This is a genomic window from Butyrivibrio fibrisolvens (genome assembly GCF_037113525.1).
GTDB lineage: Bacteria > Bacillota > Clostridia > Lachnospirales > Lachnospiraceae > Butyrivibrio > Butyrivibrio fibrisolvens.
On the sequence record NZ_CP146963.1, the window covers coordinates 4,598,024 to 4,622,493 of the forward strand.

The 24,470-nt window shown below is 39.8% G+C and carries 23 protein-coding genes; 15 read left to right on the forward strand and 8 right to left on the reverse strand.

All coding sequences use genetic code 11. The features are described from left to right. Positions 1–104: 104 nt before the first annotated feature. On the reverse strand, positions 105–1,115 hold the full coding sequence (locus tag WAA20_RS19595) for a 3'-5' exonuclease (RefSeq protein WP_073389225.1): 1,011 nt from the start codon (positions 1,113–1,115) through the stop codon (positions 105–107). A gap of 198 nt (positions 1,116–1,313) precedes the next feature. Between WAA20_RS19595 and WAA20_RS19600 the strand changes: the two genes are divergently transcribed. Next, on the forward strand, positions 1,314–1,856 hold the full coding sequence (locus tag WAA20_RS19600) for a glutathione peroxidase (protein ID WP_073389224.1): 543 nt from the start codon (positions 1,314–1,316) through the stop codon (positions 1,854–1,856). Between the two features lie 79 nt (positions 1,857–1,935). Here WAA20_RS19600 and WAA20_RS19605 read toward each other — a convergent pair whose 3' ends face one another. The 7 genes from WAA20_RS19605 to WAA20_RS19635 all read right to left on the reverse strand — a co-directional run bounded on the left by WAA20_RS19605 (position 1,936) and on the right by WAA20_RS19635 (position 10,950). Beyond that, the gene (locus WAA20_RS19605) at positions 1,936–2,466 is read right to left on the reverse strand and encodes a nitroreductase (RefSeq protein WP_073389222.1); all 531 of its coding nucleotides are present in this window, start codon (positions 2,464–2,466) and stop codon (positions 1,936–1,938) included. 27 nt (positions 2,467–2,493) lie between these two features. After that, entirely contained in the window at positions 2,494–3,477 is a 984-nt protein-coding gene (locus WAA20_RS19610; RefSeq protein WP_167562747.1) for a barstar family protein, read from the reverse strand. Between the two features lie 40 nt (positions 3,478–3,517). After that, positions 3,518–4,162 (reverse strand): ribonuclease domain-containing protein, encoded by a 645-nt coding sequence (locus WAA20_RS19615; protein ID WP_207649300.1) that lies wholly within the window; start codon positions 4,160–4,162, stop codon positions 3,518–3,520. A gap of 340 nt (positions 4,163–4,502) precedes the next feature. Beyond that, positions 4,503–7,394 (reverse strand): AAA family ATPase, encoded by a 2,892-nt coding sequence (locus tag WAA20_RS19620; RefSeq protein ID WP_073389221.1) that lies wholly within the window; start codon positions 7,392–7,394, stop codon positions 4,503–4,505. Next, complete coding sequence (locus tag WAA20_RS19625) at positions 7,394–8,680, reverse strand: exonuclease SbcCD subunit D (protein WP_073389219.1); 1,287 nt, start codon at positions 8,678–8,680, stop codon at positions 7,394–7,396. Before WAA20_RS19625 ends, WAA20_RS19620 begins: the two co-directional genes overlap by 1 nt. Positions 8,681–8,791: 111 nt before the next feature. Beyond that, positions 8,792–9,922, reverse strand: coding sequence for a replication initiation protein (locus WAA20_RS19630; protein WP_338801921.1), 1,131 nt, complete (start codon positions 9,920–9,922; stop codon positions 8,792–8,794). An 833-nt stretch (positions 9,923–10,755) separates the two neighbouring features. Continuing rightward, the gene (locus tag WAA20_RS19635; protein WP_073389218.1) at positions 10,756–10,950 is read right to left on the reverse strand and encodes a hypothetical protein; all 195 of its coding nucleotides are present in this window, start codon (positions 10,948–10,950) and stop codon (positions 10,756–10,758) included. A 617-nt stretch (positions 10,951–11,567) separates the two neighbouring features. On the opposite strand from WAA20_RS19635, the gene WAA20_RS19640 reads away from it, so the two are divergent. The 14 genes from WAA20_RS19640 (at position 11,568) to WAA20_RS19705 (ending at position 24,458) form a co-directional block, all read left to right on the forward strand. Beyond that, positions 11,568–12,380, forward strand: coding sequence for a YlmH/Sll1252 family protein (locus WAA20_RS19640; protein ID WP_073389214.1), 813 nt, complete (start codon positions 11,568–11,570; stop codon positions 12,378–12,380). Positions 12,381–12,437: 57 nt separating this feature from the next. After that, positions 12,438–12,566 carry a hypothetical protein gene (locus tag WAA20_RS19645; protein ID WP_338801922.1) on the forward strand — a complete coding sequence of 43 codons (129 nt, stop codon included), beginning with the start codon at positions 12,438–12,440 and terminating at the stop codon, positions 12,564–12,566. Next, positions 12,563–12,982 (forward strand): hypothetical protein, encoded by a 420-nt coding sequence (locus WAA20_RS19650; RefSeq protein ID WP_073389213.1) that lies wholly within the window; start codon positions 12,563–12,565, stop codon positions 12,980–12,982. Before WAA20_RS19645 ends, WAA20_RS19650 begins: the two co-directional genes overlap by 4 nt. 543 nt (positions 12,983–13,525) lie before the next feature. Continuing rightward, positions 13,526–13,759 carry an acyl carrier protein gene (gene acpP / locus WAA20_RS19655; RefSeq protein ID WP_073389211.1) on the forward strand — a complete coding sequence of 78 codons (234 nt, stop codon included), beginning with the start codon at positions 13,526–13,528 and terminating at the stop codon, positions 13,757–13,759. A 68-nt stretch (positions 13,760–13,827) separates the two neighbouring features. Continuing rightward, a complete protein-coding gene (accD, locus tag WAA20_RS19660; protein ID WP_081373918.1) occupies positions 13,828–14,664 on the forward strand; it encodes an acetyl-CoA carboxylase, carboxyltransferase subunit beta in 837 nt (278 codons plus the stop codon). Continuing rightward, positions 14,657–15,490 (forward strand): acetyl-CoA carboxylase carboxyltransferase subunit alpha, encoded by an 834-nt coding sequence (locus WAA20_RS19665; RefSeq protein ID WP_073389210.1) that lies wholly within the window; start codon positions 14,657–14,659, stop codon positions 15,488–15,490. Before accD ends, WAA20_RS19665 begins: the two co-directional genes overlap by 8 nt. Before the next feature lie 18 nt (positions 15,491–15,508). Then, entirely contained in the window at positions 15,509–16,471 is a 963-nt protein-coding gene (locus tag WAA20_RS19670) for a beta-ketoacyl-ACP synthase III (protein WP_073389208.1), read from the forward strand. A 91-nt stretch (positions 16,472–16,562) separates the two neighbouring features. Then, a complete protein-coding gene (locus WAA20_RS19675; RefSeq protein ID WP_073389207.1) occupies positions 16,563–17,492 on the forward strand; it encodes a nitronate monooxygenase in 930 nt (309 codons plus the stop codon). Positions 17,493–17,590: 98 nt separating this feature from the next. Next, positions 17,591–18,550, forward strand: a complete 960-nt coding sequence (fabD, locus tag WAA20_RS19680; protein WP_073389205.1) for an ACP S-malonyltransferase — start codon at positions 17,591–17,593, stop codon at positions 18,548–18,550. An 80-nt stretch (positions 18,551–18,630) separates the two neighbouring features. Then, positions 18,631–19,392, forward strand: coding sequence for a 3-oxoacyl-[acyl-carrier-protein] reductase (gene fabG / locus WAA20_RS19685; RefSeq protein WP_073389204.1), 762 nt, complete (start codon positions 18,631–18,633; stop codon positions 19,390–19,392). Between the two features lie 156 nt (positions 19,393–19,548). Beyond that, on the forward strand, positions 19,549–20,838 hold the full coding sequence (gene fabF, locus WAA20_RS19690; protein ID WP_073389202.1) for a beta-ketoacyl-ACP synthase II: 1,290 nt from the start codon (positions 19,549–19,551) through the stop codon (positions 20,836–20,838). 250 nt (positions 20,839–21,088) lie between these two features. Next, entirely contained in the window at positions 21,089–21,553 is a 465-nt protein-coding gene (gene fabZ / locus WAA20_RS19695) for a 3-hydroxyacyl-ACP dehydratase FabZ (protein WP_073389201.1), read from the forward strand. A gap of 250 nt (positions 21,554–21,803) precedes the next feature. Further along, positions 21,804–22,286: a MarR family transcriptional regulator gene (locus WAA20_RS19700; protein WP_073389195.1), complete on the forward strand. Its 483-nt coding sequence runs from the start codon at positions 21,804–21,806 to the stop codon at positions 22,284–22,286. Positions 22,287–22,289: 3 nt separating this feature from the next. After that, positions 22,290–24,458 (forward strand): TerB N-terminal domain-containing protein, encoded by a 2,169-nt coding sequence (locus WAA20_RS19705; protein ID WP_073389194.1) that lies wholly within the window; start codon positions 22,290–22,292, stop codon positions 24,456–24,458. Positions 24,459–24,470 lie beyond the last annotated feature (12 nt).

Here is a 24,470-nt window from a genome sequence, read left to right on the forward strand (position 1 = left end):
ATCGGATGTGTCAAAAATGAACATTCCGATATGGGCTTTTAATGTATCCATGTAATCCACTTTTATAATTTGATTTATAATATTTCGGGCCTTATTTATGATAATTACTGGTCTTTCGGATTATTATCTTTTTCCTTTGGAGTTTCTTTATTATTCTTTTTGAGCTCCTGGTTCTTCTTGACGCGCCTTGAATGAGCCTTGGCACGAAGCTGTTTCTGCCTTATATCCTGTACTCCGTCAGCATCGACGAACTTACTGGTCTTAACTGCATAGTATCCGCCGTCTTCAGCTTTTTTGACCCTGACCTTGGACTTCATGAAGCCGTGCTTAGGACACTGGGAAAGGGCGTAATAGTGCTTTCCATTAGGAGTAAACCATCTTATCTTACGACGAAGATTCTTGTGGCACAGATAACATCTTGTGCTTATAACCTCAGGATCCTGAAGAAGCTCTTCCTTATCCGCAAATTCTCTTGATATGTACTTGGCATAATTGTCGAATACAATGTGGATCTCCTGGCGCTTATCCTTAGGTGTCACATAGTTATCAAAAGAAACATAGCGAAGGAACTTATCCGGGATCGCCTGGAAAATACTTGCTGTGTATCTTGCATCAGACAAGGCTCTGTGAAATGCCTGATCTTTACTAAGCTCTAAGAAATCTATTCCATATTCAAGTGATCTGCGTGATTTACCATCTTCAAAGGCAAGGGAAAAAAGCTTCTGCACATCCATGAATTCGATCGGACCGTCTGATAAAGGATCCAGATCATAGTAATCCATATTGCGCTGAAGCTCGGGAAGATCAAGCGTTCCCCAGCTGCAGAATATAGGATCTTCTCCACACCATTCAAGAAAGTCTGCAATAACTGTAGTAAATGGATCTGCATCCTTAAGATCATCCATGGTAAGGTGTATTATCTTGCCTGTGATCTGGTGCATGGTCTGATAAACCTGTGGATGTATAAGTCTTGAAAAAGTGCCTGTTTCCACGCGATCTTCATTAAGTCTGACCGCTCCGATCTCAACTATTTCGAAAGGAAGCTCTTTAAGTTCCTGCTCCCTGACGCTCTCACCCTGATTCCACTCAAGGTCAAAAACAATATAATTCGACATATTATATTTCCTCGTATTTAGCAGTTCTATTATACAGTGAATTCATGGCTTCTGACAAACGAGAAAATAGGGATTTTTTAGCTTTTTTTAAATCTTGTTGACATTTTGAATTGCATACAATATAATTGTATTATGTTAAACGTAATTGGAAACAATTTATTGTGTTCACGTGCCATATAGCCGAGATAGGAGTGTGTAATGGGATTTTATGATTACAGTGTACCTAATACAAAAGGTGAAGAAGTTTCTATGAAAGACTTTGAGGGAAAGGTTGTCATGGTTGTTAATACAGCAACCGGCTGCGGCTTCACACCTCAGTACGAAGATATTGAAAATATCTATGAAGAGTTTCATGACAAGGGATTTGAAGTTGTAGACGTTCCCTGCAATCAGTTTGCTGGCCAGACTCCGGGAACAGATGAAGAGATCCATGAGTTCTGCACACTTAAGTACAATACTCAGTTCCCTCAGATGAAGAAATCTGATGTTAACGGTGAAAATCAGCTTCCTTTATTTGAATATCTTAAGAGCCAGAAAGGCTTCGAAGGATTCGGTAAAGGTGCTAAGGCTCTTGCTATGAGCGCTATGCTTAAGACAATCGACAAAGATTACAAAAATAACCCTAACATCAAATGGAACTTCACAAAGTTCATCATTGACCGTAAGGGCGAAGTTGTTGCAAGATTCGAGCCAACTGCTTCTATGAATGAAGTTAAGAAGTGCGTTGAATCTCTTATATAACTCAAACTTCGCACTTATAAAATCTTCAAGGTATTGGAAAGATTTTATAAGTGCGAAGTTTTTTATACAAGTTGCAAAATCAAAGAACTGTAACCTGCTTATCTCTTTCAAATGTATGAGGCTCTTTAGTAACAGCCTTATGTCCAACAGCAAGAGCAATCTCAAATTCATAGTTTTCAGGAAGAGCTAACTTCTCAGAAAAATATGCTTTCTTTTCACCATGAAGTGCATCGTATATGCATCCAAGGATTACATTACCAAGTCCAAGCTCTGTTGCTGCAAGTGCCATGTTCTGTACAGCGATTCCTGCATCAACCTGGCTCCATTTAAAACCAGCTTCAGCGCTAAGGATGATAACTGTTGGAGCTTCATAGTAAAAATTGTGCTCTAACTTATCGAGATTTCTAAGCCTATTTTTCTCAGCTTCGATCTCTGCAAGTACAGGATTATCTCCGTTTAAAACTGTAAAATGAATCTCCTGCTTGTTCATACCTGTTGGTGCAGACAGCCCAGCTTCTATGATCTTATCAAGCTCTTCTGCTGTAAGCTTTTCATCTGTGTAGCCTCTTGTTGAACTACGCTCTTTGATAATGTCTAATACCTGTCCCATTGTTATTCCTCCCATGATGTATATTATTTATTCTTCCGTCCACATATCAGAAACAAAATACATTAATGCTATACATGTATATACGCTATAGAATATGCCGTTATTATCAACACCTTGCTTTAATATCTTTTTAGCTTCTTCTTTGGTTAATATTTCAAAGCCGTCAAAAAGCTCCGAACCTTCTGCGCCTTCCTGTGATAACTGATCTTTAATATCAGATCTTATAACAACAGAAACCAGTGCATTACTTTCATCTGTCATACCGGGAGTACTGAAGACAAGCGGATTTACAGTCTTTATCACATCCTTATCAGAAAGAGCAATGCCTGTTTCTTCCTTGATCTCTCTTACTGCTGCCTTCTCGCAGGGACTAAGCTCTTTTCCCCCAAGAGTCTCTTTACTATCTGCATCATTTGCATCAATAAGTCCTGCCGGAACGCTAAGTAAAAACTGCCCTGTAGGATATCTGTATTCATTAGACAAAAGAAGCCTTGGCTCATCATACATTTCATTATCTACGATAACAAAACAGCTGACTGCATCAGGGATCATCTCCTTAAACTCTTTTGATGATTTAGTGTACACCAGCTTGTCAGGAGATCTCCTGCTTGCATTTAGATAGTGCCTACCCTTTTTGTATTCATAATCATACAGGCTAATATATTTTGAAATGTACTTACCGCTAATAATACTAAGGTTTATATCAGGATTAAGATCTGCAGCATCCTCGAATACTTTTCTGATCTTATCGATATAGCTCTCTCCTTTTTTAGGTACACTTGAATCTGAGCCTATATTGTCAGTTGCGCAACCTTTAATGCTGTCAGGATTTTCTCTGCAATCAACAATATTAATATTACACTCGCCCATCTCGGTAAGCGCATCATAAAGTGCATCCAGATTAGTTCCGCAATAGTTCGGAAGATGAAGCTTTTCTTTAAGAAGATCATAGATCTCTTCTTTTTCAAGACCCCCGAGCTCGCTTAAATTGATCGTATATATTTTTTCCATATATATCCTCTTTTTAATATCCATGGTGAAGTTCCGGATTTTAATCTCCAAAGACTTCGCCATATTCAATCTCGCCGTCAGTTACGATAATCTCTGTAAACGATTCATAATGATCCTCAGTATAATAGTACTGTCCGTCATCAGAAAAAACAAGCCTGCAAGCTCCCCTTGAATCCTTACCATTAGTATCTATATCGCACTCCGTGTAGTTATTATCAGGAAGAATCCCCTCCCTGTTACCAAACTTATCTCCGCCGATCGCAGCTCCCTCTTTATAATCCTCAACAGAGCCGCCTTCCCAACCCAGGGCCTTGGCTTCTGATTTTGTAATAAAATTTGAAGGAAGCTTATCATAAGTTTCAAGATAAATAACGACACTTTCTACATCGTAGTAGTAGCCATCTTCATCAAGAGCATCTATCTCATCTGCAGAAGTGACGTTCTCCTCTTCGCCTGTTTTATCAACATCACCCGATGTACCATCATCCGAAACTTCTTTTAAAGATACACCCTCTGAAGCTGCATCACCATCAAGCTCTACAAGCCCCGATTCCATCTCGACTTCAAAGACTATACTCTTACTAAGCTCTGCATTATCCGGGTTGCCATTCTTAAATAATGAACATCCTGTAAGCGCCACTACTAGGACAAGTACGGATACTATAAGTTTCATTGTTCTTTTCATTTTATCATTTCTCCTATGCCAATATCTTTCAGCACAAACTTCCCATATACAAAACAATCTTCATGAATAATTGTCAATCTGATAGCACAAGCCTCTCGTCATCATTTACTCTTTCTTAGCCTGCGTAAGTGTAGATTTCAGGAGGCGGATTTAGGGCTTTGGCAAATAAAGTCATATGCCGATTTTAAAAATAATATTCGGGTTTTCTTAGTGTCTTAGGAGCTGAAGTACTGCGTGTTCACGAAAGCGGATAAGACACTTAGAAAACCCAATATTATTTTTACATGAGGCTTATGACTTTATTTGCCAAAGCCCTGAATCCGCCTCCTGCGACACCCCCTTACTCCGCTCTGCACTCAATGAAACTTCCAAGTCCCTGCGTGCCAGTCACTATCAGCTGATTATCGATCCTCTCCTTGAGCTCATTTACGTGCGAGATGATTCCCACAAGTCTGTTACCTTCAGACAGAGATGCCAGCGAACTGATCGCCTGATCCAAAGTTGCGTCATCCAAAGATCCGAATCCCTCATCCACAAACATTGTATCAAGCTGTATTCCACCCGCGCTCCTCTGTATCTCATCAGAAAGTCCAAGCGCAAGAGACAGTGATGCCATAAAGGATTCACCGCCGGAAAGAGTTCTTACATTTCTTGTTCCGCCGTTATAATGATCGATCACATCAAGCTCAAGACCTGTCTGAGATTTAAGACTGTCTTCATCTCTTCTTACAAGCTCATAATGACCACCTGACATGGTCATAAATCTGACATTGGCCCTTACAATGATCCTGTCAAAAAAGCTTCTTTGAATATAAGTTTCAAGCATGATCTTAGCCTTACCGCTAAGATTTCCATTCGCCGTCTGGGATATGATCTTCTTTATGGAAAGCTCATGCTCAAGCTTTGCAAGCTCATTCCCTGACGATACGAGCTTATTTCTAAGTTCTTTGTTATCCTCTATCCTGTTTTTAACTGCGGAAAGAGCTTTATTATTTTCAATATACTTATTGTTTACTTCTTTTTTCTTTTCTTCAAGGTCGGATAGATCTTCTGATTTACCTTTTGAAAGGTTCTTAGAAAGAGCCGCAATTCTTCCTTCAAGATCCTGGATCTTCTTTTCTGCATTTCGCATAGAAGTATCAGAATCTTTGTAGGCTTTATCTATTCCTTTTTTCTCAAGTTCAAGTGCTACTACCTGATCCTGAGCTTCTTTTTTAGTAGAAAATGCGAGGCCTTCTTTCAGCTCTTTTTCTTTTTCTGCAAAGCCCTTAAGCCTTGTTTCAATTTCCTTAAGCATAACTGCATTTTCATTTTGCTTTTCAGAAATCGACTTGATCTTCTTTTCAAGTTCAGGAACTTCTTTAGAAAGGCTGTCAGCAAGCTCTGCTTCTTTCTTAAGTTCTGCGATTTTTGTATTCAGATCTTTGAGAGCTTTTTTAAGTTCTTCGAATTCAGCATTAAAGCTTTCAATAAGATCTTCCGGGAATTCACGTTTTTCTTTGTATGAAGATATACTATCAGTATCTCTTAAAATTCTTTCGATAACGCTGAGGTTTTCACCACATGCGCTTTCTACTTGCAGTGAATCATTCTGAGTCTGCTGCTCTTCATTATCTTCAAAAGATATATATGCTTTTATGTCTTCAATGATACTGTCAAAAAGCTTATCAACTTCAGCCTTCTTTGCTGAAGCTCGAGTGGCTGCTTTTTGCATGACAGTTCTTTGTTTTTCTGCATCTTTTTTGGCTATATCGATATCCTTCTGCGTCGGAACTTCATCCTGTAAAATCGCAAGATGAGGGTGTGTCGTTGATCCGCATACAGGACATGGTTCTCCGTCAGATAAGTCCTGCGCAAGGATTCCCGCCTGAGCATCTAAAAAAAGACGGCTCTTAAGATCATATTTTTTCTGGTATTCTTCAAACTTTTCAGCTTCTTTTTTGTAATCGTCCTGAAGATCTTTAAGCTCTTCTTTTTCTTCAGGGTATGTGTTACGAATAGCTACAACAATGTCCTGAACATTTTTACCTTTAAGTTTAACTTTGGCAAGATCTTCATCTGCTCTGACTTTCTTTGCAGAAACATCTGAAAGCTTTATTAAAAGAGCTTTCTTCTCAGAATGCTCTTTTTCAAGTTCTAAAATCTTTTTCTTATTATCCTCGATCTCTTTGGTATAAGCCTTGGCGTTCTTATTGCCACTTTCAATATTCTGCTGGATCTCAGAAAGCTTATCGTAAGCAGAAAGATTTTCTTTTAATGCAGAAATCTTTATAGCAAGAGGCTCACTTTTTTTGAAATCCTCTTTTGCCTTTTTATAATTTTCTTTCGCTACTTCAAGTTCAGGCTTTGCTTCTTCAAGCATAGCCTTACTTTTATTTAATAGCTCTTCTGATTTTTGCCTCTCGGTTGCAATTCCGATCGCCTTGTTTAATTCCCCAAGCTCCTTTAAAAGGTCCGATTCATTTTTGGCAAAAACTTTTTTATCTTCCTTATCAGCTTCCTCGATCTCATCAAACAAAGCTTCGATCTCATCAAGCTTTGAGCATTCAAGATATTTTTTCTTATCTTCCTGCTCCTCATTTCTTGTTTCAATCTGGTCTATGTATTCCTCGGCAACAGCTGCCTTTATCTTATATTCGCTGTCAGCTTTATTAGCCTCTTTTTTCAAATTATCCTGGAGGCGCTGATATCTTCCTGTCATAAAGATCTGCCTGAAGATTTTGGATCTCTCCGCCGTATCAGACAAAAGAAGCTTCATAAAATCGCCCTGTGCTATCATAGCGATCTGGGTAAACTGATCCTTGGAAAGACCTATTATCTTCTCGATCTCTTTTGTAACTTCACTTGTTTTAGTAACAGGCTCTCTTCCATCTGGGAAAAAAAGCTCCGCATCTGCCTTCTGGACTGTAGTACCACCGCCGCGAAGAGCTGGTCTTTCGTACTCCGGATTTCTTTTGACCCTGTACTCTTTACCATGATAAGAAAAAACAAGTTCTACAAAAGTAGGCACACTGCCTTCCGAATACTTACAACGAAACATCTTGGGATCACGGCTGCTTCCGCTTGGTTCTCCGTAAAGTGCAAAGCAGATCGCATCAAAGATAGTTGTCTTGCCGGCACCGGTATCTCCTGTTATAAGATAAAGTCCCCTTTCCCCAAGCCTTGTAAAATCAATGATTGTCTTATCCTTGTAGGGACCAAAAGCTGAAATTGTCAGATTAAGTGGACGCATCAGATACCACCTTCCCAGAGTTCATCGATCTTGGACTGTACATAGGATGACTCCTCTTCATTCAGGCTTCGACCATTTTGAAGATTATAAAATTCATCAAAAAGATCCAAAGGTGACTTTTTTTCTACTTCATCGGGAATCTCATTGTTGTAAACAGATCTCGTGCGAAGGTTATCATAATCAAGCTTCATGATATTGGGATAGATAGACCTGAGCCTTCCAAGCGCATCCGGAACATCTTCTTCATCAGTGAGAGTTACGTGAAGATAATCCTGTGTGTTTGTATCTGCATAATTATTTTTTGCAGTAAGCTCAAGATATGTTCCCTTTATTTCACGCATATCTTTTTGAGGCTTAAGCGGCACAAGCTCAATTTCAGTATTTCCTTTTTCCTTAAAGGTTATGACTGGAACACTCTTATCCTGACTACATTCTGAAAAAGAGTATTTGAGCATAGTTCCGCAATATCTTACAGTTTCTTTGCCGCCGATTATCTGGGGAGTATGGATATGGCCAAGTGCCACATAATCAAATCCGGCAAAAGAATCTGCGCTAATTCCATCAACTCCGCCAACATTTATTTCTTCGGAATCACTTCTTGATGCACCGGTTACGAACTGGTGAGCCATAATGATATTGCGATCATTTTCATTAACATCGCAATTATCCAGAACATAATCGATTGCCTCCTGATATCCTGTTATTTTCTCATTATTTTTTTCTTTACTCTTATCTTCTGTTTCTTGATTTTCGTTTTTTTCTATTGTTTCTTCGATGTTGTCTTTATTATCTGCAATCAGTTCTTTAATTTCTTCATCTGAGACTTCTTCAAGATTTTCTTCGAAGCTCGCTTTTTCAGGAAGCATATGTGCTCTGACAATCGTGGGCTTCAAAAATGGCAACATGAAAATATGGACAGGGCCAAATTCATCCTCAAGATCTATTCTCGGAACAGTTCCGTCAAAAGTTCCACCAAAATAGATCCCGCTTCCTTCCATCAGCCTTGAACCAAAAGATAGTCTTTCCTGGGAATCGTGATTACCGGAGATAATATATACTTTAAATCCTAAGTTTGAAAGTTTTGTGAGAAATGAGTCAAAGAGTGCTACAGACTCAGCAGGTGGAACCTGTCTGTCATAGATATCTCCCGAGATCATGATCCCATCAACAGATTTTTCTCTTGCAATATCAATAAGCTGATCAAGCATATACTTTTGGTCATCATAAAGATCAAATTCGTATACCTTGATTCCAAGATGCAGATCTGATAAATGCATTAGGCGCATTAAAATAACTCCTCCCAGTACTAGTCCCCAAAATCCCCATCAATTAGTAATATCCCAAAGATAAAACAACTAAGGCTAAAAAAGCGCCGACTAAAAGTCGGCGCATAAGTCTTAATTCTCTACGAATCTCTTTTCAAGTTCTTCAAAATCGTAGGTGTTTTGCTCAAAATCAGCATCCGACGCACCCGAAACGTTCTCGGTATAGCCATTCTTGATCGCACTTATCATCCATCCAACAATATTATCAATTCGTCCGGACTTTCTGGAAATACCATAAGCGTAACGAACTTTTTTCATATCCATGCCTGCTGCTTCTAAGATTGCCTTAGCATCACTTGCTGTGATCTTCTCGCTGAAGAGCTGCTGCATTTCATCGATCTGCTCGAAGATATCCTTCTTTGGAGCATCCTCAACTTCTTTAGCTTTTTCATGTCCGACTCTGGAAAGTTTGAAACAGATACTTACAACCTTTCCGCCGCGGCCCATCCTTACTGGCTTATAGTCTACATGGATACTGGATTTTTTATTAAGTTCCTTTTTAGCTCTTTCAAGAGCGTATCTTCTGAAGTCTGTATAGTTAGACATCTTGTTGATACCACTCTCTTCAGCCTTCTTTTCGATCTTTTCATAGTCAGGAGATTCTTTTTTCAGAGCTTTAGCAATATCTGCATTCTCCTGGGGATCGATAATTCCAAGCATGAGCTTAAGATCAGTGAGTTCGTAGGTCACTTCATAAGGACCTTCGGAATGACTGATCGCACGCTGATAATCCATTTCAGCTTTAAGTACTTCGTAAAGTCTATATGTGTATATGCTTGTAAAAGTTAAAGATTCTGACAGGTTCAAAACGGTATAGTTGTTCTTGAGACCTGTGATATATTTCTTGATCTTACTGTTGTATCGAAGTGTAAGTCTGCCATCGTGAAAAGTAACATCAGTGATAACATTTGATGCTTCGATCTTCTGCTCTTCCTTGTCTTTGTATATAATACGCCAGTCAAGAAGAGATGCCTTATTCTTCTGAGGCTCAACAAGTGCAACGATCTGATCGTAAAAAGATCCGTTGTTTCTGCCGAGCGCTTTACGCAAATAGGTTCCGGGAATAATCGCTTCCAGACTTCCATCGTCAAGTTCTTTTGCCATCAGGATACCAATAGCAAAAAGCTTCTGGCCAAGAAGAGTAGATTTACCCTTTGCGGTGATCAGAGTATTGGACTTCTTGTACGTAACATTGCTGAGCATCGTACTGTTTTCAGTATTTTTCGTCTTAGATTCCAATTTTCTCTTACTAACCCCCATATCCATTCCAATTTAGTCTTAGTTTATAAGTAAAATCATTATACTCAAAAGACCATGCCCCCGCAATAGCATTCCATTTTACTCGTACTTTCGAAATCTTCCAAAATTCGGCATGTCTGATTCCAAAATTCGGCAAGAGTTAATTAATTCATTCCAAAATCAGACAGATGTATACCATTTTCATTCCAAAATCAACCACAACTAATTCTAAAAAAAAATTTCAAAAAATATTTCCAGAAATTCCATCTTCCAAAATGCACCACGATAAATTCCAAATAAACCATTAATTCATTCCAAAAAACACCAGATCATTAATTTGGTAATGTATAAAATGATAATTTAAACAATTACATTTTTAACAATTAAATCTCTAAAACGTCATTTTTTCACTTAGTACGCTAAAATTGGAATGAAGAATCCAGTTTTTTCCGCACTTTCACGCCCATTAATTCCAATTAATTCCACATCTTTATTCCAAAACTCACCATATCTTCTTAGCATAGTAAACGTATAAGACCCGGAGTTATTAATTTTGCCCTTTTTCATAGTTTTTTGTTCCAAAATTCACCACCTCTTACGTATTTTTATTCCAGATCACACTCAAACTTTAGGTTTTTTATTCCAAAAAGCAGCAGAATTTATAGGTGTAATATTCCGAATTTAATCACATCTTTGTATTTTCATTCCAGAATTACGCACAACTTAGCTCTGGATTTTCCAAATATTACCACATCTTCGTTTTACAAATTCCATTTTTACACACAAGTTTTACCCATTTATTCCAAAAAAAAGCACATCTTTGCCTTTTTCATAACCCCCGCAAGACCTGTTAGATTCTGGATTCCAGAAGAAAACCCATATTTTCCCGCACAAAACATATTCTTTTTCCAAAAACCACCAGAACTTACCCTTTCAGAAGCCTTCCATAACGCACCATAACGTTTTCCTAAGTTCAACATAAATTTATCCAAAAATGAACCACCTTTATTCCAAAAAACAACATATCTTTTTCTGGAAAAGGCTTAAAATACGCGGTTTTCGAGCTGCGCTAAATAAAAAAAGAATTGTTGTATTAATCTTTAATTAAGCAACAGTGACACATACGCTCCTTTTACTTTTCAAAAAAATCTGTTTGGCACTTAGAAAAGGGGTGTGGAGAGGCGAACACTATCGAAAAAACGATCAAATACGCAAAGCGAGGGGAATTAAACAAGAGGGCGCGGGGCGCAGTATAAATATACACCGGCAGGCCAAAAAGTTTACAATAGGGCCGGGCGACAAATTATACAAAAGGGCGCCGGGGGCGCCAAAAAAGATGATGGCAAATATACATAATAATGCTATTTAGGAAAAATACTGCCAGGCGGAGTGAAAAAATCATCCTCCGGCCGCGGACATGATGTATGATAATCGTTAGGGGATAACGAAAAATTCCCGGCGAAAACTTGTACTTGTTTCATAATGAGAAATACATATTTGAATTAATAATGTTTGAAAAAAATAAAGCTTCCAATTAATGTCAGAAAAAAGCTTAGCACAAATGATATTTTTAATTGATCACTTCAAAAAAACAACAGAGGACCATTTCATGGAAAATGATTATTCAATACTGGTTGGCCACGTTAAGGATCTGGCCGGCAGAGCTTACCAAAATGATTACACTACGCACACAAACTTCCTGGGACTTTCTGAACTTGCAGCTGTGCTTGATGAAATAAATAAAAACGGCGGCTCTGTAAGTAACCAGGTCTATAACGGCGTAAAGTTTACATTATATGGCGGCTACGAAGACAGCGAGCGAAACGTTCTTTGCTTTCTGCCCTCCTATCTCGATGCCGAAAATTTAAAACTTCAGGAAGACGAAGGTGGATCCATCGTATCCTGCCTTAAAGTTATGCCCGTAAATGCAAAATTTGCAGACAAACTTACTCATAGAGATTTTCTTGGCAGCCTTATGAACCTCGGAATCGAAAGAGATATCATAGGTGATATCCTCGTTTCGGAAGATGGACAGGTTGCATATTTATACATCCTAAAAGATATGGAAGAACTAATTTGTAAGGAACTCATCCGCATCAAACACACTTCTGTAAAATGTATTCCTGTTCTTAATAAAGAATGTGACGTGAGACCTTCCTTCGAAGAAGTTTCCGGATCTGTTGCATCCGAAAGACTTGATGCGATTCTTGCTTTTGTCTACCACATATCCAGAAGCCAGGCTCAGGAACTCGTATCTAGGCAGCTCGTATTCATCGACGGTCGCACTGCTTACAGTGCAGGTTACGACCTAAAAGAAGGAGCACGCGTTTCCGTAAGAGGCCACGGCAAATTCAAATACCTCGGCCAGAACGGCAACACAAGAAAAGGAAGACTTATGGTTAAAGTTGCTGTATACAAATGATATTTATGTCTCTTATTTCCCGATTGTTGCAGAAAGCTTACTGAAAATGAAAGAAGTATGGCAAAAGCTTTCAATGATCAAAGAAGACGTCAAAACGAAACTGTACTTAATGAAATAACTACAAGGTTTCGCCGTGCAACTGATGTTAAGTTCTTTGATGAAATACTTGAGGAATACAGCCTATGAGACTTACCAGTTCAGATACTTTTACATGCGAAATGTCTGCAAGACTCTTTGGACTATCAGTTAAAAGAGGCTATGATTCAGTAGATTTTGTAGACAAGCTTATGCATTCTGAGCTTGCAGAGCATCTATATAAAAAAGACCAAAGTCCAATGTGGCTTGGTGAAGCTTATCTTTTGAGCACTTTAGAAACAGAATGCACCATAAAGCAAGGGCCGTCTTATGATCTGGATATGATGGAGTGGGCAGGATGGCTTTTTAAATACTGGAGTATCGCTTATCCTGATGAGACTCCGATGAATATTTATACACAAGCACCTATTGAAAAACTCAATACTATGTATATTGGTTTACACGTAATGTCTCCTGATCTTCAAATCGAAGATATCAAAGAACTATACAAAGAAAACCAAAACTAAAACACCTCAATCTTCGAATTCTTCTAGAAATTTACTATCTATCTTTATTTATATTCCTTATAAGGTCTTTAACTTGGATATTCCGGATAGTGGTAGTTTATAAATGATTTTTGCGTCTTTAAAAAGTGTTATTAAATTCAAGAGCTTGATAGATGGAAACTTATAGTCTGCTTGGGATCCACCTGTCTGAGCGAAGCGAGTTTGGATCCCAGACTATAAGCTTCCAGATATTAAGCCTTGAATTATAACACTTTTTTTGACGCAAAAAACATTTATAAACTGCCACTATCTGGAATAGGCAAAGTCTAAATCTCCTCAAAAGTTTATCAATAAAATATTAAAAAGTTTTAAGTCTTATATTGACATCTTTGGAAACTAGTTATAATATTTTAATCAGTTTTAAGATGCTTAAAATAATTTAATTAAAGAAACTTTATCATATGGTTCTGTGAACTACGTGATAAAACATAGAGTTATACGATATGTAGTTGTTTCTTAATTAAATGAAAACAATTTTTCATTATTAATAAGGAGGAAACTAAAATGAATTTCGAAGACGTTAAGAAGATTATTGTAGACACACTTGGATGCGACGAGGATAAGGTTACAGAGAACGCTTCTCTTACAGAAGATCTTGAAGCAGATTCACTTGATCTTGTTGAGCTTCACATGGCTCTTGAAGATGCTATTGGAACAAAGATTCCTGATGAAGTAATCGCTAAGCTTGATACAGTTGGTAAGGTGGTTGCTTACCTTAAAGAGAACAAAGTAGCTTAACCTTTTATGTATGGCGTCAAAAGGTACTTTTGGCGCCTGCATCATATCATTGAAAGGATTTTATTCCTATGAGTATACAGGATAAACTTTTCATTACATGTCCTTCCTGTGAACGCAGACAGCTGATCCCCAAGTGGGAGAAACTTCTTTATGTATGCCCTGTCTGCGGCAAGTACCTTCCTTTGAGTGCGGAAACCCGCCTTAAGGCTGTATTCGATACAGGTACAATGAAGGAGATGGATTCAAAAATGTCTCCGGCAGATCCGCTTAATTTCCCAGAATATGAAGAAAAAGTTGAAAAACAGCAGAAAAAGACAGGCATGAAGGAATCAGCCGTATGTGCTACAGGCCGCATTGGTGGTATCAAAGCAGTATGCGTTGTTCTTGATTCACACTTTTTCATGGGATCAATGTCCAGCGTTGTTGGAGAGAAAGTTACAAGAGCAATTGAATATGCAACCCAGAAGAAAAGACCCCTTATCATCTTCTCAGCAAGTGGCGGCGCCAGAATGCAGGAAGGTATCTACTCTCTCATGCAGATGGCCAAAACAGCTGATGCTATTGAAGAGTTTTCAAGAAACGGCGGTCTTTATATAAGTTATCTGACACATCCTACTACTGGCGGTGTCACAGCTTCTTTTGCCACACTTGGAGACATAACACTTGCTGAGCCCGGCGCCCTTGTTGGATTTGCAGGACCAAGAGTTATCGAACAGACAATAGGCAAGAAGCTCCCCAAGGGATTCCAGAGAGCTGAATATCTTGAATCACACGGCTTTGTTGACAAGATAGTTGAACGAAAAGATATGCGTGATACCCTGATAGATCTTCTAAAACTCCACCAGGGAAGCGAACATCACGGCATAACTCTTCTTCAGAAAAAGGAGGTAGCATTCGGTGAATAATAATCTTACACCACATCAGCGCGTTTCTATTGAACGTTCAATTGCAAGACCTCATATTGAAGACTTTATAGAGCATCTTTTTTCAGATTTTTTTGAGCAAAAAGGTGATCACCTTTTTGATGAAGACAAGAGCATCTTCGGCGGAATTGCCCGTTTTAACGGACGTCCCGTAACAGTCCTTGGCCATCGTAAGGGTCATACTGTTCAGGAAAATATGGATTATAACTTCGGAATGCCGCGTCCTGAAGGATATAGAAAGGCCTTAAGGATCATGCAACAGGCAGATAAGTTTCACCGTCCTATCATCACTTTTGTTGACACACCAGGAGCATATCCCGGTAAAGAAGCTGAAGAACACGGGCAGGGTGAAGCCATTGCAAGAAATCTTGCTGCCATGTCACATCTTTCTGTTCCTGTTATCACGATCGTTACAGGCGAAGGAAACTCCGGCGGTGCTCTTGCAATAAGCGTTGCCAACAGAGTCATCATGCTTGAAAACGCAGTATATTCAGTTCTTTCACCTGAAGGCTTTGCTTCCATACTGTGGAAGGATTCAGGAAGAGCTGAGGAAGCGTGCGAGCTTATGAAGATGACTTCCTATGATCTTAAAGAGGCAGGTTTTTGCGATGAGATCATCGAAGAGCCTGAAGGCGGAATGCAGGTAGATTCTGAAGATGTATATGAGAATCTTTCTATAGCAATAGAAAAGGCTCTCACAGCTTATTCGAGAATGAATGCAAAAGATATCATTGCCGACAGGCACGAAAAGTACAGGAATATAGGTGAGGTAAAAGAGCCTGTATCCTTTTTCCGCAAAAAGGCCTGAAAGGAAATTTAACTAATAATGCAGGGAATCAAAATATTATCGGTAGCTGGAATACATCCATCCAAAAAGGTTACCAACGACGATATGTCAAGGATCGTTGAGACCGATGACGAGTGGATAAGAACCAGAACCGGTATACAGTCAAGATATTTTTGTGAAGATGGCGAATCCTGTGTTTCCATGGCTATAGAAGCTTCAAGCAAAGCTTTGGAAAGATCGGGAATCTCCAAAGAAGATATAGGATGTGTTATCTGCGCTACTATTTCAGGGGATTATGCAACTCCTTCTGTCGCATGTCTTGTGCAGCAGGCGCTTGGTCTTCCTGAGGATATACCGGTACTTGATGTTAACGCAGCCTGTAGCGGATTTATATATGCTCTGTGCGTAGGAAGAGGCCTTCTTGAAGGCGGTGGTAAAAAATACGGACTTGTTATAGGTATGGAGCAGCTCTCCCGCCTTCTTGATATGACAGACAGAACTACATGCGTACTCTTTGGAGACGGCGGCGGTGCTGCTGTAATCGAAAAGGACGAAGAGGCTCTTTTCCGTCAGGTACTTGGAGCAAGAGGCGGCAAGGAAATATCCTGTCTTGGAGCAGGTAATGACGAAAGCTTCGTTCAGATGGACGGCAAGGCAGTTTTCAGATTTGCAGTATGGGCTATGCCTAAATGCATTGATGATCTTCTGGCTATTAACGATGGCAACAGCATAACTCTTTCAGATATCGACCACGTTGTATGTCATCAGGCTAACTCCCGTATCATCGACCATGTTGTCAAAAAATCCAAAGAAGACCCTTCCAAGTTCTATAAAAATCTCGATCATTTCGGAAATACAAGTGCCGGCTCTATACCACTTGCGCTCTCGGAATTGTACGAGTCAGGGCAGCTGAAAAAAGGCAACAAGCTTATCCTTGTCGGATTTGGCGCAGGACTTACCTGGGGCGGAGTAATGATAAGCTTTGAAGGTGGAAAAGCTTGAGATCAGATACCATCCTGGCTAATAAAATAAAGATGGAAACAGATCTTTTATCAAAAATATAAATCATTTCTGAATAGTAAAGAGGACTGGTATGAATTATTTAAATAATATACTTGGAACAAAATATCCGATCATTCAGGGAGCCATGGCCAACATCGCGACAGGCGCATTTGCAGCAGCATGTTCTAATGCAGGCGGACTTGGAATCATTGCTACAGGCGGTATGACTCCTGATGTTCTGAGAAAAGAAATTGAAGATGCAAGAAAGATAACAGATAAGCCTTTCGGCGTTAATCTCATGCTCATGCATCCTCAGACTGATGAATTCGTAAAGATCGTATGTGAGGAAAAAATTCCTTTCGTAACAACTGGTGCCGGTAATCCGGGTAAGTATATGGATCAGTTTAAAAAGGCAGGAATTTTTGTAATGCCTGTTGTTGCTGCTCCTATTCTTGCAAAGCACCTTGAAGACTGCGGTGCTGATGCGATCATTGCTGAAGGATGCGAATCCGGAGGACATATCGGAGAGATGACAACAATGACACTTGTTCCTCAGGTGTGCGATGTTGTAAATATCCCTGTAATCGCAGCAGGCGGCGTAGCAGACAACAGACAGATGCGCGCAGTACTTGAGCTTGGAGCTTGCGGTGTACAGGTTGGAACATGTCTTCTTGGATCTATCGAATGTCCTATTCATGACAATTATAAAGAGGCGATCATCAAGGCTAAAGGAAGTGACACCATCGTTACAGGACGTATCGGCGGAACTCCCGTACGTGTTCTTAAAAACAAGATGGCTCGCGAGTATGTTGCCAAGGAAAAAGAGGGTGCAACACTTGAAGAGCTTGAAAAATATACACTTGGATCACTAAGAAGAGCTGTATTTGAAGGTGATACAAGAACTGGTTCTCTTATGACAGGTCAGACCTGCGGACAGGTGACAAGCGTAAGGCCTGTAGCAGATATATTTGCAGACCTTTGCAGGGGGTTAGATTTCAGCAAAGTCAAAGAGGCTATATAAATCTTATAAATTTGAATGATGTTATGAATAAGGTTGTTCAATATATAAAGAGATATAAATGATATATCTCATGAATAGTATTTATGGAAAGGGAATATATGAAAAAAGCTATATTATATGCCGGTCAAGGCGCTCAGCATGCAGGTATGGGCAAGGATCTGTATGAAAAGTATACAACATTTGCAAAAGCCTTCGACTGCGCAAACGACGTTCTGGATTTCGATCTTCACAAGCTCTGTTTCGAAGATCCAGATGGAGAGCTTATCAAAACTCAGTATACACAGCCCTGCATGGTTGCATTTGCTGCAGGTATGACAGCGCTTCTTAAAGAAAACGGATTTGAAGCTGATTACGTCGCAGGTCTTTCACTTGGCGAATATTCAGCATTAGAAGCTGCAGGTGTTCTTAGCGCAAGAGAGGCAATTGAGCTTGCAGCATTCAGAGGAAAGGCAATGGCCAAGGCTGCAGAAGAAATCGACTGCGGCATGAGCGCTGTCCTTAATCTTGAGGAGGATGTTCTTAACGAGTGCTGCGAAAAGGCAAGCAAGGAAACAGGCGAAGTAGTTATGATCTGTAACTTCAACTGCCCGGGCCAGCTCGTTATAAGCGGCCAGAAAGCTGCCGTAGATAAAGCAGGCGAGTATGCAAAGGAAGCCGGCGCTAAGCGCGTTCTTCCACTTTCTGTAAGCGGACCATTCCATACAAGCTTCATGAAGAGCGCCGGTGATGCTCTTTCAGATAAGTTCAAAGATATCTCCTGGGGCAAGGAATCAATCACAGTTCTCTATGATTATTTGGGAAAAGAAAATGAAGAAGGCCTTTCAATAGAGGATCTTTTAGTAAAACAGGTTCAGAGTCCTGTTCGTATGGAAGCTATCATCAGACGCTTATTTGAACTTGGCGTTAGAGAATTCGTAGAAGTTGGTCCAGGACATGCACTTTCAGGCTTTATCAAAAAGACTGCTAAAGCTATCGGCGTAGATGATTATGTGATCTACGGAGTAGAGACAGCTGCAGAATTCGAAGAGATGCTTTCGCAAAAGATGTTAACAGCATAATTCTGATTTCTTATTTGTGAATCAGGTATCAGGAATATTATTAGAATATTTTTTATTCATGAAATAAAGAGGAATAACTAATGAGTGAAACAAAAAGATGTGCCGTTATCACAGGAGGAAGCCGCGGTATTGGAAGAGCGATCGCAACTTCTTTTGCCAGAAAAGGTTATGACCTTGTGATCGGATACGCCGGTAACAGCGCTAAAGCTGATGAAACAAGAGAGCTTTGTTTTAGTGCAGCTACGGAAAAAGGAAAAGATATACGAGTAATATCCGTTCAGGGAGACGTTTCTACAGAGGAAGGTGCTAAAGCCTTAACAGAAACTGCCATGAACGAATTTGGACGAATCGATGTCCTTGTTAATAACGCAGGTATCACAAGAGATGGCCTTCTCATGAGAATGAACACTTCTGATTTTGATGATGTTATCTCAACAAACCTTCGCGGCGCTTTCCTTATGACAAGGGAAGTTACAAGGCCTATGATGAAGCAGCGCTATGGCCGTATCATCAATCTTTCAAGTATTGTTGGTCTTCACGGTAACGCAGGTCAGATCAACTATTCTGCAAGTAAGGCAGGTCTTATAGGTCTTACAAAGTCTACAGCCAAGGAGCTTGCTTCAAGAAATATTACATGTAATGCGATAGCTCCAGGATTCATCAACACAGATATGACCAAGGAGATGACAGATGCTGCCAAGGAGGCAACCTTTGCAACTATCCCTATGAAGAAGGCGGGCGAGCCTGAGGATATAGCAAATGCAGCTACTTTCCTTGCATCTGAAAAGTCATCCTATATCACAGGTCAGGTTCTTGGAGTTGATGGCGGCATGGGATGCTGAGATTAGCATAGATAAGTATTTAGTATATTAGTTCATGTTATTAAATACTTTTGATATATGTCTTTAGTTATCTTCAATATGTATTTCTAAATGAAATCACTTAGTTTGCAATAGCGTTTTTTATTATTGAGTATCAAGAATTTATAAGGAGTTTTTATGCGTAGAGTCGTCGTAACAGGAATTGGAACCGTTAACCCTACCGGCAACAGCGTTTCAGAAAGCTGGGATGCTATCAGGAATGGTGAGTGCGGAATTGGCCCCATAACTTATTTTGACACAACAGATTTTAAGGTTAAGGTTGCCGGTGAAGTTAAGGATTTCGATGTTTCAAAGCGTCTTAACAAGCGTGAAGCAAGACGTATGGCACCGTTCACACAGTATGCTTTATATGCTGCAGAAGAAGCTATCCTTGATTCAGGTCTTGTGGATCAGAACCAGAAGGATGAAGAGGGCAAAGAGATACCTTTTTATGAAGCAAAGGTAAATGCAGATGAAGCTGCAAACTGCGGCGTTATCATTTCAAGTGGTATCGGCGGCATCGGTATCATCGAGCAGGAGCATACAAGAGGTCAGGAAAGAGGCTGGGAGCGTGTATCTCCTTTCTATATTCCAACTTCTATCTCAAATATGGCTGCCGGAAGAGTTGCTATATCCCACGGCCTTAAGGGTATGTGTACATGTCCTGTTACAGCCTGCGCAGGCGGAACTAATGCTGTAGGTGATGCCTTCCACAGAGTACGTGACGGCTATGAAGATGTTATGGTATGCGGCGGTGCAGAAGGTTCTATCACTCCTTTATCAATCGGTGGATTCTCTTCTATGACAGCACTTTCCTACTCAGAAGATCCTGAGCGTGCAAGTATTCCTTTTGACGCAGACAGAAGCGGATTTGTTATGGGCGAAGGAAGCGGCGTACTTGTTCTTGAAGAGCTTGAACATGCCAAGAAAAGAGGCGCTCACATCTATGCTGAGATCGTTGGATACGGCGCTAACTGCGATGCTTATCACATCACTGCTCCAGACCCTGAAGGAAACGGTGCAGCAGATTGTATGAGACTTGCTCTTAAGGATGCAGGAATCAAGGCTTCTGACATCTCTTATATCAACGCTCATGGTACATCAACTCACCTTAACGATGCAGGCGAGACCAAGGCTATCAAGAAGGTATTTGGCGATGATGCTTACAAGGTTCCTGTATCAAGTACAAAATCTATGACAGGTCATCTTCTTGGCGGCGCTGGCGGAGTTGAAGCGGTATTCTGCGTAAAGGCTGTAGATGAGGGATTTATTCCAGCAACTATCGGTTACAAGAATCCTGATCCGGAGTGCGATCTTGATATCGTTCCTAATGAAGGAAGAAACGCAGATGTTGAATACGCAATGAGTAACTCCCTTGGATTTGGCGGCCACAATGCATGCCTTATATTCAAGAAGTATACTGCTTAATTATTGGGGCTTTGCCTTTCAGGGGCGTGACTTAATAAAATCATAAGCCTCATGTGAAAAAATTCTAGATTCTTCTAAGTGTCTTATCCGCTGACGTGAACACGCTGTACTTTCGCTCCTAAGACACTAAGAATAATCAAGAATTTTTTCAAAATCGGCTTATGACTTTATTAAGTCACGCCCCTGAAATCCAAGTTTCCGTAATATTTATATAGTTATTGAATCATAATAGTGAATTAAGAGGTGACATATGTCATTACCTAAGGAACCAAGAGAAAATCCAAATAAGCTTAGTGCTAAGGAAATCGCGGGGATACTTCCGCATCGTTATCCTTTCGCGCTTGTAGATGTCATAGAAGATTATGAGCCTGGAGCGTGGGCTATTGGAAGAAAATGCGTTACTATGAATGAGCCGTTCTTCCAGGGACACTTTCCGGGTGAGCCTATTATGCCAGGTGTACTTCTTCTTGAAGCACTGGCGCAAACAGGGGCTGTGGCTCTTCTTTCAATGCCGGAGAACAGGGGGAAGATTGCTCTGTTTGGTGGTGTTAATAAGGCTCGTTTTAAGAAGCAGGTTGTTCCGGGGGATGTTGTAGAGCTTAAGTGCGAGCTGGTTCGTCAGGAAGGGCCTCTTGGTATTGCAAGTGCTGAGGCTCGTGTTGATGGCAAGATTGCAGTTAAAGCTGAGCTTATGTTTGCCGTATCAATGGATTAAATATAGTAATTTGTATTTTTTGATCAAAAAGATATACATTTTTGTCAAAAACATATAGTCGCTAATAGTTCAAAATACAGATTAACGCTAAATTATAAGTCTTTTTTACATTGATTCTTCTTTTTGATCTATAAAACTGTTATACTTAAAGTGCAATAAATTTTTTAATTAACAGGATGAATTAATTGTATTTTGATCGTTATCAAGAACAATTAGTCAAATATGTTTTTTAGTATAGCAGGAGGCAAAGATGGATAAGCTTAGCAAGGCTCTATCAGATATTTACAGTAAATTCAGGATACATTTTTATATGCAGATCTTTTCAAATTTTGAAACACGTGAAGCAACGCTCACGACTGTTGAGACTTTCAGTATGGAATGTATCAGCGCTCTTAAGAATCCAACCATAGCTGAATTTGCTCATATGATGAATATCTCTGCGCCTAATGCAGCGTACAGGGTCAACAGTCTTCTTCAGAAGGGCTATATTGAGAAAATTCAGTCCAAAGAAGATCAGCGTGAGTACCATATACGTCCAACTAAAAAATACATAAACTATTCTAATATCTATGAGTCATATCTTAAGACTATAGATGAAAGATGCAAAGAGCGTTTTTCAGAGGAAGACTATAACAAGCTCAAAGAGATGCTTAATATCATCGACACCGAGCTTATGCCGGAGTTGAATCTTGAGCATATCAAAAAGGCTTCCAAAAAGAACAAAGGGAACTGATAGATGATTCCCGATGGCTCTCTTCGTTATGATATCTTAGATTATTCCAATAACAAATATAATATAAAGCCAATTTATCCGTGGACTCTTCTGCCTGAGTATGCAGTGCTCAGGCATGAGAGTTCTCTTAAATGGTACGCACTTTTTATGAATGTGGACGGTCAGCGCCTGGGTCTTACCCCCGGGCGTATTTATGATGTCATAGATCTACGCTGTCCCGACGCTGAGATTCCATCTCTTTTGGAAAAAGAGGGATTTCTTCCTGCGTACCATATGAGTAAAAAGAACTGGGTAACGATCCTTTTGGATGGGAGTGTGGCGCTTGATGAGATCATAAAGCTATTGGATGAAAGTTATGAGATAACAAGGGATAGGAAAGATATTTCGGCTTCCTCTAATGGAAATCAAAGAAATATAAATGATGATAGATATCTTGGATCTGATACTGTTAATAAATCTATTAATAAGTCGATAGATTATCATAAATCAATAGATATAGATTATCCCAAGACTAGCGGCAGTTCCGATTATTCAGACAACTACTCTAATACAGGTAATGTTGTCTTTACAGGAACATACAAGGACCAGCCATTATCATTTGGTGGCCGCAGACATGTAGATGAAAGCCTTCCTCCAAGAATAGCTGAGATGAAGGCCTTATATAACGTTATTGATTCAAGGCCTGGAGCTGATGGATATTATTTCTACAAGCAGGGTAAGTTCATGGAAGATTATGAGGAAAGCTATGACTTCCATGGAAGGTTCATGCGCTTTTTCCCAACATATCATGTCATGAACAATGACCAGCTCCGCGGCTATTTTGATTTTAGAAGACGAATAAGAGAGGGAGATACTGATACTAATTCCATCTCCTTTGTGTATGTATACCTTTACGAACTTTTATGCAATATTGGTGTATCTGATCCTGAGGATGGATTTAGGAAGATCCTTCACATAGATGAAGTTTTTGGTAAGGTCGATACCTCTATGCATGACTATATCAAGGAATGGCTCATCGACTACGTGGTTTATTATGACCTTCCTGTAAGTCTTCTTGAAGGCATCTATGACAAGGGTGTTGATGATAGTCTGTCTACTCTTTTTAGTTATGAAAAATATATTTTGGAAGCTACGGATCGGAGTAAGAATTCTTTAAAAGAAAACGACAATTCTTCTGAATCAGAAAATGATGAGTTTAATTTAAGTGAAGAAGATACTCATAAGATTTTTGAAGCAATTGATGCTCTCTCCTCCTATTCTCTTTCGGGTTCTTTGTTCTATAGGAAGAATCCTAAGGATATGGAAGAGATCGCGGTCAGGGCTTATAGAGCCATATCCCTCTTTTATCAGGAACATGACAAGCCTATGCTCCTTGAGAAGTGTTTTGGAGCAAGGGGAATCTATCCTTATCACATGTTCAGGAAGGCCCTCTTCTACGACCACTTAAGGTACGACAACTACGAATACCGCTTTAGCAGCTGCCGCGTTTACAGGTGCAAAGAGGGTCACTGGAGCGTTGAAACTTACAGAGAGATAAATGGTAAGAGCAGCGACCTTGGCGCCATCTGCAGGGAGATAGACAGACTGTGCAGACGGAAGTTTTCTTTTGGGCATCCGCTTCAGCAAAAGCTTAATCTCCCGCTTGTGATCCAGGCTATAACTGATGAGATTGATGCTTATATCAGGAAAAAAGAGGAAGCTGCAAGGCCTAAGATACATATCGATTTTGATAAATTATCTGGTATCAGAAAGGATGCTGCTTATACAAGAGAGCAGCTCATTACAGCTGAAGAGATGTCTGATGAAGATGAGTTTATGGCGTTTGATGATAGTAAGGCTGCTTCCTTTGAAGAAGATATTGTTAGTGGTACTGTTCAAGAGATTGATAATATGAGTAATGATGCTGTGGTTAACACAAATGTTGAAGCTGCAACATCGTCATCAATTCTCTCAGAGCACCAGCTGAAAATCGTTAATCTCCTGCTCTCGGGAGGAAACGTAAGTGAATATGTCTCAGCTAATCACCTTATGCTATCTATAGAAATAGATTCGATCAATGAGGTTATGTACGATGAAATAGGCGATACTGTCATTGAATTTGACGGGGAGTCTCCTACTCTTGTTGAAGATTATGTAGAGGATATTAAAGAGATTCTTGGGATTGGTCAGTAACTCTGATTGAGG

Excerpts from the sequence above, each read along its gene's own strand:
- WAA20_RS19620 (WP_073389221.1), bottom strand. The coding sequence starts at position 7,394 with ATGCGTCCACTTAATCTGACAATTTCAGCTTTTGGTCCCTACAAGGAT.
- WAA20_RS19610 (WP_167562747.1), bottom strand. The coding sequence starts at position 3,477 with ATGGAAAAAATATATACGATCAATTTAAGCGAGCTCGGGGGTCTTGAA.
- WAA20_RS19615 (WP_207649300.1), bottom strand. The coding sequence starts at position 4,162 with ATGAAAAGAACAATGAAACTTATAGTATCCGTACTTGTCCTAGTAGTG.
- WAA20_RS19595 (WP_073389225.1), bottom strand. The coding sequence starts at position 1,115 with ATGTCGAATTATATTGTTTTTGACCTTGAGTGGAATCAGGGTGAGAGC.
- WAA20_RS19640 (WP_073389214.1), top strand. The coding sequence starts at position 11,568 with ATGGAAAATGATTATTCAATACTGGTTGGCCACGTTAAGGATCTGGCC.
- fabD (WP_073389205.1), top strand. The coding sequence starts at position 17,591 with ATGAAAAAAGCTATATTATATGCCGGTCAAGGCGCTCAGCATGCAGGT.
- WAA20_RS19630 (WP_338801921.1), bottom strand. The coding sequence starts at position 9,922 with ATGCTCAGCAATGTTACGTACAAGAAGTCCAATACTCTGATCACCGCA.
- fabG (WP_073389204.1), top strand. The coding sequence starts at position 18,631 with ATGAGTGAAACAAAAAGATGTGCCGTTATCACAGGAGGAAGCCGCGGT.
- accD (WP_081373918.1), top strand. The coding sequence starts at position 13,828 with ATGAGTATACAGGATAAACTTTTCATTACATGTCCTTCCTGTGAACGC.
- WAA20_RS19670 (WP_073389208.1), top strand. The coding sequence starts at position 15,509 with ATGCAGGGAATCAAAATATTATCGGTAGCTGGAATACATCCATCCAAA.
- fabF (WP_073389202.1), top strand. The coding sequence starts at position 19,549 with ATGCGTAGAGTCGTCGTAACAGGAATTGGAACCGTTAACCCTACCGGC.
- fabZ (WP_073389201.1), top strand. The coding sequence starts at position 21,089 with ATGTCATTACCTAAGGAACCAAGAGAAAATCCAAATAAGCTTAGTGCT.
- acpP (WP_073389211.1), top strand. The coding sequence starts at position 13,526 with ATGAATTTCGAAGACGTTAAGAAGATTATTGTAGACACACTTGGATGC.
- WAA20_RS19700 (WP_073389195.1), top strand. The coding sequence starts at position 21,804 with ATGGATAAGCTTAGCAAGGCTCTATCAGATATTTACAGTAAATTCAGG.
- WAA20_RS19605 (WP_073389222.1), bottom strand. The coding sequence starts at position 2,466 with ATGGGACAGGTATTAGACATTATCAAAGAGCGTAGTTCAACAAGAGGC.
- WAA20_RS19625 (WP_073389219.1), bottom strand. The coding sequence starts at position 8,680 with ATGCGCCTAATGCATTTATCAGATCTGCATCTTGGAATCAAGGTATAC.
- WAA20_RS19650 (WP_073389213.1), top strand. The coding sequence starts at position 12,563 with ATGAGACTTACCAGTTCAGATACTTTTACATGCGAAATGTCTGCAAGA.
- WAA20_RS19645 (WP_338801922.1), top strand. The coding sequence starts at position 12,438 with ATGGCAAAAGCTTTCAATGATCAAAGAAGACGTCAAAACGAAACTGTA.
- WAA20_RS19600 (WP_073389224.1), top strand. The coding sequence starts at position 1,314 with ATGGGATTTTATGATTACAGTGTACCTAATACAAAAGGTGAAGAAGTT.
- WAA20_RS19675 (WP_073389207.1), top strand. The coding sequence starts at position 16,563 with ATGAATTATTTAAATAATATACTTGGAACAAAATATCCGATCATTCAG.
- WAA20_RS19705 (WP_073389194.1), top strand. The coding sequence starts at position 22,290 with ATGATTCCCGATGGCTCTCTTCGTTATGATATCTTAGATTATTCCAAT.